General features: G+C 68.1%; 1 protein-coding gene (running past one end of the window). It reads left to right on the plus strand.

Annotation, left to right across the window (positions count from 1 at the left end):
- Positions 1–13697, plus strand: partial view of a hypothetical protein gene (locus tag Y958_RS29795; protein WP_088875539.1) — the start only. The gene runs 15841 nt beyond the window's last position; the window shows 13697 of its 29538 coding nt (coding positions 1–13697); its start codon is at positions 1–3; the stop codon falls past the right edge of the window.

Genomic DNA, 13697 nt, shown 5'->3' on the forward strand with positions numbered 1-13697 from the left:
ATGGGCAAGATGCTGCCGGACGTGCGCAAGGACCTGGATACGCAGGGCCAGGACACGCGGACGTGGCCGTTGCGCGCACGGCCATCGCGCACACTGCTGCTGGCTGGCACCTCCCTCCTGGCCATGGGCACGGCCCTGACGGCCCCCCGGGCAACGGCGGCGGATACCACCATCACCGGCGGCAGCACGTCGTTCGTGGCGACGCAGTCATCGGGCAACCTGACCCTCACCAACAGCGGCACCCTCAGCGGCGCCACCGCCCTCAAGTACACCGACGGCACCAGCTTCCTGATCAACCAGGGCCTGATCCAGGGCAGCATCCGCGGGGCGTATCTGGCCGGCACCCAGGCCGCCGGCTACGTCACGCTGACCACGCTGATGAACACCGGCAGCATCGTCTCCGCCGGCAACGCCATCGAAATCGGCCTGGGCAACACCCTGGTCTCGCTGGTCAACAGCGGCATGATCCAAGGCAACCTGCTGCTGGGCGGCGACAGCGCCGTTACCATCTTCGGCGGCACCGGCGGCGCGGTCGGCACCTTCACCGGCGTGTCCGGCAACCAGGGTACCATCACCAGCAATCTCGCCAACCTGACCCTGGGTGGCGGCGGCTTGCTGCTGAACGACAATATCAATGTCACCGGCCAGACCCTGGTGAACAGCGGTGCCGGCATCATTCTGGCCAGCATCGTCAGCGTCACCGGCGACTACGCCCAGACGGGCGGCAGCCTGGCCCTTAACAGCGGCGAACTGGTGGTCAGCGGCGGCGCCACCGTCACCGGCGCCACCGTCACGGCCTCGCTGGCCAGCCTGGCGGCGGGCGGCAATTACGTGGTGGGCGACACCGTGGGCACGCTGATCGCCGCCGACAGCGGCAGCTACAGCGGCATCACCGGCGCCCTGACCAGCGGCCTCACCCTGGCGCTGGTGACGGGGACGGACACGTCCAACCTGCTGGCCCTGGCGGACAGCGACTATATCGGCGGCACGCTGGCCGGCGTGACCAACACCGGCAGCATCAGCAGCCTGTACGTGGCCGCGACGGGCAGCCTGGGCGGCTTCCGTAACGAGACCACCGGCACCATTTCCAGCCTCGACCTGCACGGCGCCATCGGCACCCTGGACAACGCCGGCCTGATCCAGGTCAGCGGCTCCAGCGGCTTCAACGCCAACGGCACCATCGGCACGCTGAACAACAGCGGCACCATCACCGGCAACATCCTCAGCCTGTTCGTCCAGGGCAGCATCGGCCTGCTGCAGAACCTGGCCGGCGCCACCATCGGCGGCAACAGCGTCGAAGCCATCCTGATCGTCACCCCCACTCTGCACGGCACGGCCGGCACCGTGGGCACGCTGAGCAACAGCGGCCTGATCAGCGGCAGTGCCGTGGGGGTCGAGGTCGACGGCACCGTCGGCCTGCTGCGGAACCAGGCCGGCGCCACCATCGCGGGCAACAGCCATGCCATCAATGTCTACGGCGGCATCACCACCCTGACCAATGCCGGTGTCATCCAGGGCATCGGCAGCGCCATCAACGTCGCCCCCGCCGCCTTCGTCTACGGCACCGTCGGCCTGCTGGAAAACCAGGCCAGCGGCAGCATCGTTTCCTCCAATGCCGCCGGCGTGGACAACAGCCTTCTCCTCCACACCCTGGTGAACAGCGGCTATATCTCCGGCGGCACCCGGGGCGTCCTCAACACCGGTGCCATTGATGTCCTGGAAAACCGGGACGGCGGCACCATCACCGTGTCGAACTACAGCGGCCTGACGGCCCTGCGCAACGACGGCAGCATCGGCACGCTGACCAACGCCGGCCTGCTGGCATCCGACCTCTCCCTGGCCACCCCCGTCGGTGCGGGCATCAGCGTCACCGGCACCGTCGGCCAGCTGATCAACAGCGGCACCATCCTGGGTCACTCCGGCGTGGTCGTCAGCGGCACTGTCGACACGCTGGACAACCAGTCCATCGGCACCATCCAGGGCCAGGGCGGTATCGTCATCGGTGTCCAAAGCGGCGGCACCATCGGCACCTTCATCAACAGCGGCACCCTAACCGGCCGCTATCTCGTCGCCGCCATCGGCAGCAGCGGCGCGCTGGCCGCCATCGGCGGCATTGCCAACAGCGGCACCATGGTGGTGGGCGCCTCATACCCGACAGGCACCGCCATCCAATTGAGCTATGCCACCATTGGGCAGATCAGCAACAGCGGCACGGTGGTCGCGGCCAACAGCAGCGTCAATAGCTACATCGTCAGTGCCGACAACAGCACGATCGGCAGCATCGCCAACAGCGGCCTGGTGTCGATCCGGAATGGCACCTTCGTCGTCAACACCAATGGCAGCATCGGCACTATCAGCAACAGCGGCGTGATCAACGGCGGCAGTGGCGGCGCGCTATCCAACGGCGGGTACGGCGGGCAGTTTGGCAGGGTTGGAATCTTCGCCAACAGCGGCACCATCACTACCGCCAACGCCGCCATCAGGAACTGGTCCTCCGGCGTCCTCGGCACCCTGGTGAACAGCGGTACCATCAGTGCCCGCACTGCCCTCTACACCTCCGGTGACTTCGGTACCTTGGTGAACAGCGGCCTGATCGAAGGCGGCATCACCAGCGAAAACGGCACTGACCTGACCATCCAGGGCGGCGCCGGCGGCACGGTGGGCACCTTCACCGGCCAGGACGGGGTGGCCAAGGGGCTGATCGTCAACCAGATGGGCGACCTGACCTTCAGCGCCGGCGCGTTGCTGCTGAACGACGATATCAATGCCACCGGCCATACGGTCACCAACGCCGGTGCCAGCCTGCAGGTCGCCACCCTGCTCACCATCACCGGCGTCTATGACCAGGCGGCGGGCACCCTGGTGCTGGGCGCGGCCGGCGGCCTGTCGGTCACGGGTGCGGCCATGGTGGGCGGCCTGGTGCAGGCCGACCTCGCCGGCATGGCCACCGCCAACTTCCTTGTGGGCGATACCGTTGCCACGCTGGTGCATGCGGATGGCGGTCTGGTGTGGAGCGGCAGCCTGGGCCGCAGCGCGCTGGGCGGCCACCTGGCCGTCGGCGATGGCACCACCGGCACCGATTTGATGGCTCTGGCCGCCAGCGATTATATCGGCGGCACCTACGGCACCCTCAGCATTGGTGGCGGCACGCTGCTGTCGGCCCCCACCGCGCTCTACATTGCCGGCACGGGCACCCTGGGCGCACTGGCCAACAGCGGCACCATCGCCGGCGACATCACCAACGACAGCGCCCGCGACCTGACGATCCTGGGCGGCGCCGGTCTAACCATCGGCACCCTGACGGGCAGCAGCCTGACCAACCAGGGCACCATCGCCAGCACGCTGGCCAACGTGGTGCTGGGCGGTGGCAACCTGGCATTGAACGACGCCGTCCATGTCGGCACCGGCACCCTGGTCAACAATGGCGCCAATCTGACGCTGTCCACCCTGGTTAATGTCAGCGGCAATTACAACCAGACCACCGGCGGCCTGGAACTGGGCGGCAGCGGCACGCTGGCGGTCAGCGGGGCTGCCAGCATCACCGGCGGCAGCCTGGTGTCGGGGCGTCCGCTGTCCGCCACCGGCAACTACCTGGCCGGCACCATCCTGGACACCCTGGTGACGGGTGGCGCGGGGTCCAGCTATGACGGGGTGACGGTTACCAACAACAGTGCTGTGGTGGGGGGCATCGGCGGCATCGTCTCCGGCGACGCCCTGTTGCTGGGCGCCACCGGCAACTATATCGGCGGCACCTATGGCAGTCTGGCCAACACCGGCACCCTGTCCGGCGCCTTTGGCTTGGTCGTGGGCAACCTCGGCACCCTGGACACCTTCAGCAATAGCGGCCTGATCTCCGTCACGGGCATGACCGGTATCGGCATCTACGATCGCGGCGGCTCTCTCGGCCAGCTCGACAACAGCGGCACCATCATCGCCCATAGGGGCGTCCAGCTCGACACTGGCGCGACCGTGGGCACGATCGCCAACAGCGGCAGCATCGGCGCCTCTGCCTCCGCCATCGAGCTGTATAACGCCCGGGCCGGGCTGATCACCAACACCGGCACCATCGCCGGCACCGCTACGTTCGGCGACGGCATCATCCTGCTGCAAGGCGCCAGTGCCGAAACCGTCGACAACGCCGGAGTGATCAGCGAGACCGGCTACGGCGGCAACGGTATCGTCAACTATGCGTCCAGCACCATCGGCACCGTGCTCAACAGCGGCACCATCATCGCCGCCGGCCTCGGCATCGGGAACTTCAGCAGCAGCGCCAGCATCGGCACCCTGGTCAACAGCGGCCTGATCAGCGGCGGCACGGGCGCCATCCTGAACGGCGACACCGCCACCATCGGCACGCTGATCAACACCGGCACCCTGCGCGCCGCCAACGGCAGCGGCTACGCGCTGGCCAACCACAACGGTGCCGTCATCGGCACGCTGATCAACGCCGGTGTCATCGCGGGCGCAGTGACGGGTGCCCTCTACAGCTCCGACACCATCGGCACCGATTTCACCATCCAGGGTGGCGACACCGGCACGGTGGGTACCTTCACCGCCTGGGACATGTCTGCCAAGGGCATGATCTACAACACGCTGGGCAACGTCACCTTCACCTCGGGCGCCCTGCTGCTGCACGACGACATCTACGTCCCCGGCTATTCCGTCACCAATGTCGCCGCCGCCCTGGCCCTGGACACGGTGGTCACCATCACCGGCGCCTACAGCCAGTTGGGCGGCACCCTGTCCATGGGCACCGCCGGCGGGCTGTCGGTCACCGGCAGCGCCGGGCTGGCGGGCCTGTACCAAGTCACGCTCAGCGGCAATGCCGGCGCCAACTATGTGGTGGGTGACGCCGTCGGGACCGTGGTGCAGGCCGATGGCGGCGTATCCTACAGCGGCAGCCTGACGGGCACGGCGCTGGACGGCCACGTGGTCCTGGTCAACGGCACCACCAGCAACCAGCTGCTGGCCCTGGCGATCAACGACTATATCGGTGGCAGCTACGGCACGATCAGCGTCACCGGCCTGCTGACGGCACCCACCGCCCTGTACATCGCGGGCACGGGCAGCCTGGGCGCCCTGGCCAACAGCGGCACCATCGCCGGCGACATCGTCAATCTCGGCACGGCCGACCTCACCATCAGCGGCGGCACGGGCGGCGTGGTCGGCACCTTGAGGGGCGCCAGCCTGACCAGCCAGGGCACCATCACCAGCACTCTCGCCAACGTCGTCCTGGCCGGCGGCAGCCTGCTGTTGAACGACGCCGTGAACGTCGGCACGGGCACGCTGGCCAATGCCGGGGCCACCGTATCCCTCTCCACCATCGTCAGCGTCACCGGCAACTACAGCCAGGCGACCGGCACCCTGGCCCTGGCCACGGGGGCGGAACTGGTGGTCAGCGGCGCCGCCAGCATCAGCGGCGGCACCGTTTCCGTCGCCCGCCAATCCACTCTGGGCAATTACCTGGTCGGCAGCACCTACGCCACCCTGGTGGCCGGCGGGGCCGGGTCCAGCTACACCAACGTCGCTGTCACCACCGGCAGCCACGCCCTGGGCCTGGCCGGCACCGTGTCCAACAACGGCCTGCTGCTGGGCGCCACCGGCAACTATATCGGCGGCAGCCTGGGCAGCCTGGCCAACAACGGCACGTTGGCGGGCCATGTCGGCCTCAGCATCGTGCAGAATGGCCAACTCGGCACCTTCACCAATAACGGTCTGATCAGCATCGGCGGCGGCAGGGCCGTCGAAAACCGGGGCAGCATCGGCCTGCTGGAAAACACCAGCATCGGCACCATCACCGGCACGATGGGCCTCTACAGCGGCAACAACAGCACCCTCAGCACCCTGGCCAACGCCGGCCTGATCAGCGGCACCTACGCCGTCAGCCTGGAATACGCCCAGGTCACGCTGCTGGCCAACAGCGGCACGCTGGAGGCCCTGGCCGGCGCCGGCGTGCCGGTCGCGCTGAACCTGTCGAACAGCACCATCAACACCCTGGTGAACAGCGGCCTGGTCAGCACCGACGGGTATGGCTATGGCGTCAACCTCAACTTCGCCACCATCAATACGCTGGTCAACCAGGGCACCATCGCCGCGGCCATCGGCATCAGGATGGCCTACGCCAGCCTCACCGCGCTGGGGAACAGCGGCACCATCAGCGGCACTACCGCCATCCAGAACAGCTACGGCGGCGGCATCGGGACCCTGGTCAACAGCGGCACCATCATGGGCGTCAGGGCCTACTTGGGTTTTGCGAACGCCAGCCTGGGCACCCTGGTGAACAGCGGCCTGATCCGGGGCGGCATCTACAACGGCAGCACCGACTATAACGACACCGTCGCCGGCGACCTGACCATCCAGGGCGGCACCGGCGGTACGGTGGGCACCTTCACCGGCCAGGATGGTGTCTCCACGGGCCTGATCTTCAACAGCCTGAGCAACCTGGTGTTCGCCAGCGGCGCCCTGCTGCTGAACGACGACGTCCGGGCCAACGCCCATACCGTGTCCAACACCGGTGCGGCCCTCACCCTGGTCAACACCATCAACCTGACGGGTGCCTACAGCCAGTCCGCCGGCACCCTGGTGCTGGATGGGGCGGCGCAACTGAACGTCATCGGCGTGGCCAGCATCGCCGGCCAGGTGGCGGCCTCGGTCGCCGGCGACAGCGCCGCCAATTACCTGGTGAGCGACACGGTGGGCACCCTGGTGCAGGCCACGGGTGGCCTGACCTACGCCGGCACCTTCGTCAATCACGGCGCGCTGGATGGCCATGCGCAGCTGACTGTGGGTACCAGCGGCAGCGAACTGCTCGCGCTCGCCACCACCGACTATATCGGCGGCAGCTACGGCACGATCAGCGTCACCGGCCTGCTGACCGGACCTACCGCCTTGTACATCGCCGGCACGGGCAGCCTGGGCGCCCTGGTCAACACCGGCACCATCGCCGGTGACATCGTCAACGCCAGCGCCAACACCCTCAGCATCACGGGCGGCACCAGCGGCACGGTGGGCACCCTGACGGGCGGCAGCCTGACCAACCAGGGCACCATCACCAGCACGCTGGCCAACGTCGTGCTGGCCGGCGGCAGCCTGCTGCTGAACGACGCCGTCAATGTCGGTACGGGCACGCTGGCCAACGCCGGGGCCGCCGTGTCCCTCTCCACCATCGTCAGCGTCACCGGCAACTACAGCCAGGCGACCGGCACGCTCGCCCTGGGTACGGGGGCGGAACTGGTGGTCAGCGGGGCCGCCAGCATCGGCGGCGGCACCGTCGCCGCCGCCGCCCTTTCTGACACCGGCAACTATCTGGCCGGCAGCATCTACGGCACCCTGGTGGCCGGCGGTGCGGGGTCCGACTACACCGGCGCCACGGTGACCGGCAGCGCCATCCCGGGCATGGGCAGCACCGTGACCGGCAACAACCTGGCGCTGTTCGCCACCGGCAACTACATCGGCGCCAGTTATGGCAGCCTGTCCAACAGCGGCACGCTGGCGGGGGCCGTGGCCCTGCAGGTCGGGGGCACCGGCAGCCTAGGGACCTTCAGCAACAGCGGCCTGGTCACGGGCGCCTACCGCCCCATCCTGAACTACAACACCCTGGGCCTGCTGGAAAACCAGGCCGGCGGCACCATCACCGTCACCGCTGCCGGCACCCTGCATCAGGACACCGCGGCCATCTACAACGGCCAGTTCAGCTCTATCGGCACCATCACCAACGCCGGCCTGATCGCCGTCGCCAACGATCCCGGTGATTTCAGCGTCTATCAAATCTACGCCATCTCCAACAATAGCGGGACCATCGGCCAGATCACCAACTCCGGCACCATCACCGGTTTCAACGCCATCTTCAGCAGCGGCACCGGGAACGTCATCGGCACCATTGACAACCAGGGGGTGATCAGTGGCCGGGCCAATATCAATCTTGCATTCTCTCGGGTCGGCTTGGTGACCAACAGCGGCACCTTGAGCGGCTATGGCACCACCTCAGCCGGTCTCGTGCAGATCTCCTACGCCACCGTCGGTACCATCGCCAACAGCGGCCTGATGGCGGCGGACCATAACGGCAACGCCATCTCCAACACCTACGGCACCATCGGCACGGTGCTGAACCAGGGCACCATTCGCATCAGCGGCAGCGGCACGGCCATCAACAACTACGGCATACCGGGGACGATCGGCACCATCGTCAACTCCGGGACCATCCTGGCCGACAACGTGGCGATCCAGGAGGCCTACGGCGCCGCCCTGGGCACCGTGATCAACACCGGCACCATCGCCGCCGGCGTCGTCATCCGCTCCTACGGCAATTCCGGCCTGGGTACCGTGGCCAACAGCGGCCTGATCCGGGGCAACCTCATGAATGGCGACGCCACGGGGGCGTGGACGGGCCAGGTGGATACCGCCGTCGGCGACCTGACCCTGCTGGGCGGCACCGGCACCCTCGTGGGCACCTTCACCGGCCTGACCGGCAAGGGCCTGATCGACAACAGGGTAAGCAACCTGTCCATCGCCGGCGGCAACCTGCTGCTGAACGACGACATCCTGGCCACTGGCCACAGCGTCATCAACAGCGGCGCCGCCATCACCCTGGGCGGCGCCATCACCGTCACCGGCACCTATGCGCAGAGCGCCGGCACGCTGGTGGTGAGCAGCGCCAACACCCTGCAGGCCGACAGCGCGACGGTGACGGGCGGCCAGATCGGCCTGGACGCCTCCGGCAACTACATCGTCGGCCAGGCGCGGACCGTGATCGGCGGCGCCACCGGCGCCTACGGCGGCGCCACCCTGAACGGGACCATCGGCACTGGCTCCGCCATCGTCCTGGGCACCCTGGTCCAGAGCGGCGGCGCGCTGCTGGCGCAGTTCAGCAGCGACTACATTGGCGGTAGCCTGGTGACCCTGACCAACAGCGGCACCATCACCAGCGCCTTCCCCGGCATCGTCGTCGCCAGCACCGGCAGCGTCGGCACCATGACCAACGACGGCGCGGTCATCGGGACACAGCAGGCCGTGGCCCTCGGTGGTGTCATCGATACCCTGGTCAACAACGGGACCATCAGCGCCATCTCCGCCATCGGGTTGACGGGCACCGTGGGCAGTGTGCTCAACACCGGCGTCGTCCGGGGGGCTATCGCCTTGTTTGGCGACAGCACCACGCGCTTCGCAAACGCCGGCACCATCACCGGCGCCTACAATTCCTTCGCCGGCATTTCCTATGCCGGCCTGATGGCGGCCTCCAGCATTGGCACGCTGGTCAACAGCGGCACCATCAACGCCCAGTATGCCCTGCTCATGGTGGGTAGCCAGGGCGGCGCCAGCAGCATCGGCACGCTGATCAACAGCGGCGTCATCGCCGGCACCATCGTCAACGGCAACAGCGGCGTCCTGGGTTTCCTGCCCAACGACACCGTCGCCAGTGACCTGACCATCCAGGGCGGCGGCAACGGGACGGTCGGCACCTTCACTGGCCAGACCGGCAACGGCCTGATCCAGAACAAGCTGAGCAACCTGGTGTTCAGCGGCGGCAGCCTGCTGCTGAACGATGACGTTGACGTCACCGGCCACACCGCGCTCAACAGCGGCGCCAGCCTGACCCTGGTCGACACCATCGATGTCACCGGCACCTACGTCCAGGGTAGCGCCGGCACACTGGTGGTAGGCAAGGGTGGCCAGCTGGCCATCGACGGCCAGGCCACCATCGCCGGCCAGTTGCGCGCGGGCGTGGCCACCGACAATTTCCTGCCGGGCCAGCAGGCCACCCTGGTAACCGGCGGCTTGGGGTCTGACTACAGCGCCGCGACCATCGCCAGCAACCTGGCGCATCTGGCGCTGACCAACAGCGTCACGAACAACGCCGTGGTGGTGACGGCGCAAAACTACTACATCGGCGGCAGCCTGGGCGCCGACATCACCAACACCGGCACTGTCAGCGCCGCCACCGCCGTCTACATCGCCGGTGGCGCCACGGCCGTGGGCACGCTGGTCAACAGCGGCGTGATCACCGGCGACATCATCGACGACCGCGCCGGCGCCAGCCTGCTGCTGGCCGGCGGCACCGGTGTGGGCACCTTCACCGGCGGCACCATCACCCACACCCTGGGCGACATCCACGTCACCCAGGGTACCATCCGGCTGAACGATTCGGTCAACGCCGGCACCGGCGCGCTGTCCATCGACAGCCCGGCCTTCGTGACGCTGGGCGGCACCGTGGCCGTGACCGGCACCCTGCGCATGGCCGGCGGCCTGCTGATCGGCACCACCACCGGCCTGCTGACGGCCGACAGCGCCACCGTCACCGGCCGGGTGCTGACCGACGCCCTGGGCAACTACAGGGCGGGCGACACGCCCACCCTGGTCCAGGCCACCACCGCCGACTATGGCGCCGCCACCCTGGCCAGCCTCTTCGGCCTCAGCGGCAGCGTGGCGCAGGACGGCGGCAACCTGGTTGTCCGTTACCTGAATGACTATCTCGGCGGCGGCCTGGCCACCCTGAACAACGCCGGTACCCTCACCAGCGGCGGCTATGGCGTGTACGTGGCCGCCACCGGCAGCATCGGCACGCTCAGCAACAGCGGCGTGCTGGGTGGCGTGACGGCGGGCGTGGTCGGCAATGGCGGCACCATCGCCACGCTGGTCAACACCGGCACCATCAACGCCGCCTACGCCCTGGGCCTGGGCGGCGGCGCCACGCTCGGCACCCTGGTTAACAGCGGCGTGATCGCCGGCACCATCGTCAATGGCGACAACAACCTGATCGGCCTGGGCGTCGACACGGTGGCCGCCAACCTGTCCATCCAGGGCGGCAGCGGCGGCCTGGTCGGCACCTTCACCGGCCGGAACCTGACGGCCAAGGGCAGCATCCTCAGCCGTCTCAGCGACCTGCTCTTCACCAGCGGGAACCTCTGGCTGAACGATGACATCGACGCCACCGGCCACACGGTCGGCAACCTGGGCGCCGACGTCACCCTGACCAGCGCGATTACGGTCACCGGCGCCTACACCCAGGCAGCGGGCGGCACGCTGGTGGTGGGCACGTCCGGCCGGCTGTCCGTGACCGACGCCGCCACTGTGGCCGGCACCGTTGTCGCCGGCCTGGCGACCGAAAACGCCACCCTGGGCCAGGTCTCTACCCTGGTGGCCGGCGGTTCGGGCAGCGACTACAGCGCGGCGCACGTCGCCACCGTCACCGGCATGGGCGTCACTACCAGCATCAGCGGCGGCAGCCTGCTGGGCATCCATACCAACTATTACGTCGGCGGCAGTCTGGGCAGCCTGGCCAACAGCGGCAGCATCAGCGCCGCCACCATCCTGTACATCGCCGGCACCGGCACGCTGGATACGCTGACCAACAGCGGCACCATCGCCGGCAACATCGTCAACCGTAGCGCCCATACCCTGTCCATCAGCGGCGGCGCCGGCGGTGCCTCCGGCACCTTCACCGGTGGCACCATCACCAATACCGCCAGCGACCTGGCCCTGGTGTCCGGCGACCTGGCCTTGGCTGACGCCGTCAACGTGGCCGGCCATACCCTCGTCAACAGCGGCGCCAACGTCACGGTGGCCGGCGCCGTCAGCGTCACGGGTGACTATGGCCAGTCCGCCGGCATCCTGCTGCTGCGGCCGGGCACCGACAGCCTGAACGTCAGCGGCAACGCCAGCCTGACGGGCGGCACGGTGGCCATGGCGGGCTTCAGCGTCACCGGCAACTATTTCGCCGGCACGCTGGGCACCCTGGTCCACGCCGGCGGCACCCTGATGACCGGCGCCGCCATCACCGCCGACGGCGTGGGCAACCTGAACATCGCCAGCAGCGTCACCGGCGGCAACCTGCTGGCCCTCATCGGCAACGACTATATCGGCGGCACGCTGGGCAGCCTGGTCAACACCGACACCATAATCAGCCGTACCGCCCTGTACGTGGCCACCAGCGGCAGCGTCGGCAGCCTAGCCAACAATGGCACGCTGACGGGCCAGTACGCGGGGCTTTTCACCGAGGGCAGCATCGGCACCCTGGTAAACACCGCCACCATCAGCCAGGGCGGCGGCACCTTCAGCAGCGCCATCGGCGCCTCCGTCGGCCTGCGCAACACCGGTGTCATCGGCAGCCTCAGCAACAGCGGCCTGATCAGCGCCGCCAATACCGGCCTGAACAGCCAGGGCAGCATCGCCACCCTGTCCAACAGCGGCACCATCACCGCCACCCACTTCGGCCTGCGCAATCACAGCGCCAGCGGCAATATCGGCGTCATCGACACCCTGACCAACAGCGGCTGGATCAACGGCGGCATCGGCGGTGTGGTGCAGAATGCCGGCGGCGTGGGCTTATTGGACAACAGCGGTTCCATTTCCGGCAACAACTTCGCCGTCGCCGTGAACGGCGGCACCATCGGCACCCTGCTGAACAGCGGCACGCTGTCCAGCAGCAGCGCCGGCGTGGCGCTCACCAACCGGGGCAGCATTGCCATCCTAGCCAACAGCGGCCTGATCGGCGGCAGTGGCAATGCCATCACCATTGACAGCAATTCCGCCCTGGGTCTGCTGGCCAACAGCGGTGTCATCGCTGGCAATATTCAGAACAACGCCACCCGGGACCTGACAATCCAGGGCGGCGACACCCTCACTGGCACCTTCACCGGCCTTAACGGCGGCCGGGGCCAGATCGACAACACCGTCAGCACCGTGGTGTTCTCGGCCGGCAATGTGCTGCTGAATGACGACATCGACGCCACCGGCCACGCCGTGCTGAACACCGGCGCCGCCGTCACCCTGGCGTCAGCTGCCAGGATCACCGGCGACTATGGACAAAGCGGCGGCACCCTGTCGCTGAACACCACCAATACCCTGGGCGCCAGTGGCGCGATCAGCATCAGCGGCGGCTATGTCCAGGTGAACGACCTGGCGGCCACGGTCAACTATATCCACACCACCTTGGGCGTGCTGGCCACCGGCAGCGGCGCGTCCGACTACAGCGGCGCCCGCTACCTCAACACCGTCGATGGCGTGGCGGTGGGCGGTGTGGCGGCCAACGGCACCCTGACGGGCGTGGTGCTGAACGATTATATCGGCACCACCTACGCCACGCTGGCGAACAGCGCTGACATCCAGGCGACGCTGGGGGCGGCACAGCTGTACGTCGCGGTCACGGGCAGCCTGGACGGCTACACCAACACCGGTACCCTGCACGGCGGTGGCACGGACCTGGTGCATGTCGGCGGCACCGTCGGCACCATCAGCAACAGCGGCATCCTCAACGCCTTCAGCAAGGCGATCCACCTGGCCGGCGGCAGCGTCGCCACCCTGTCCAACACCGGTGGCATTTTCGCCAACACTGGCGTGTTGGTGGACGCGGCCGGCACCATCGGCGTGCTGAGCAACGCCGGCACGATCTGGAGTCAGCACACCGCCCTCTACAACCTCGGCGGCATCGGCAGCCTGGCCAACACTGGGTCGATCACCACGCTGGTCAGCGGCGGCACCATCGGCCTGCTGGACAATTCCGGCTCCATCACCGCCATCCAGCTGGGCGTCAGCATCAACGGCACCAGCCCCACGGCATGGATCGGCACCCTGCTGACCAGCGGCCGGCTGGGCGGCGGCGATACCGGCGTGTCCATCGCCACCGGCGGCACCATTGCCCTCCTGTCGGTCGCCGCCGACGGCCTGATCACCGGCAGCCGGTACGGCGTCTACAGCGATCA

It is taken from the genome of Nitrospirillum viridazoti CBAmc (assembly GCF_000730165.1).
GTDB lineage: Bacteria > Pseudomonadota > Alphaproteobacteria > Azospirillales > Azospirillaceae > Nitrospirillum > Nitrospirillum viridazoti.